Below are 1,155 nucleotides of genomic sequence, written 5' to 3'. Positions count from 1 at the left end.
TCTCGCGAACTTAACCGTGCCAATTGACCCGCAAAAACGTGGTTTCCACGATATCTGGGCAAAAACTGAACTGGTGGTTTTGCCAAAAGCAAAATAAATCGCCTAGAAACAAAAAAGGAAGGCATAGCGCCTTCCTTTTTCTTTGATTATAGCTTTCTTCTCAGCAACGCCACCGCAATCGCCAAAAACGCTAAGCTCGGGGCTAAGGCACCAAATATCGGCGGTATGCCATACACCAGAGTCAATGGCCCGAAGAACTCGCTGGAGATATAGAAAGTGAAACCAGCCACAACGCCAGATAAAACTCTCGCCCCCATTGTTACGCTTCGCAGCGGACCAAAGACGAAAGACAATGCCATCAACATCATTACGGCAATCGACAAAGGCTGCGTCAGCTTACGCCAAAATGCGAGTTCGTAACGTGAAGCATCTTGCTCTGATGCTTTCAAATACGTCACGTAATCATATAAGCCGCTCAGAGAGAGCTCTTCTGGTTTTACTGTCACCACGGCTAGCTTGTCAGGAGCCAACGACGTGTGCCATTCCATTTGATCCATCTCTTGTTTGGAAATCACGTTTTCGTCTTGCATGTTGGTGATTTTCACGTCACGCATCAACCAATTGTTATCTTGTTGGTAATCCACTTCTTCAGCGAAGATAACTTTTTCTAAGTTCTTGTCATCATCAAAGCGCCACATGTTCAACGCATACAACTTGTCATCTTCCACTTTACCGATGAAGATGAAGTCGTTGGCATCACGAGCCCAAACCCCAGCACGAACCGAAACGATGCTGCCGCCAGACAATGCAAAAGATCGCAAATCACGCGCCATTTTCTGAGCTTCTGGTGCCCCCCATTGGCCTAAAGTCATCACGATAAGCATCAATGGAACGGCCGTTTTTAGCACGGACAAACCGATATCCAGCTTGGAGAAACCCGCCGCTTGCATGACCACAAGCTCAGAGCTCGACGCCAGCATACCCAAACCAATCAGCGCACCCAGCAATGCTGCCATTGGGAAAAACATTTCAACGTCACGAGGCACGCTCAACAAAACGAAATACAAAGCGTGCGTCAGGTCATACACACCACGCCCCACTTTTCGTAGCTGTTCCACGTATTTGATGATACCCGATAGGCCAACAAACGTTGAT

1 protein-coding gene and 1 pseudogene are annotated in these 1,155 nt (G+C 47.7%); one reads left to right on the top strand and one right to left on the bottom strand.

The genetic code is table 11. The features are described from left to right. Nucleotides 1–97, top strand: a pseudogene (locus tag R7E00_RS24520) (RDD family protein); the annotation flags it as partial. 49 nt (nucleotides 98–146) lie between these two features. Here R7E00_RS24520 and lptG read toward each other — a convergent pair. Further along, on the bottom strand, nucleotides 147–1,155 hold a 1,009-nt coding region (gene lptG, locus R7E00_RS24515; RefSeq protein WP_318124825.1), incomplete at its 5' end, for an LPS export ABC transporter permease LptG.

The sequence above is a fragment of the Vibrio sp. Vb1755 genome (assembly GCF_033338635.1).
GTDB classification, from domain to species: domain Bacteria; phylum Pseudomonadota; class Gammaproteobacteria; order Enterobacterales; family Vibrionaceae; genus Vibrio; species Vibrio alginolyticus.
This window is presented reverse-complemented; position numbering and strand designations above follow the sequence as displayed.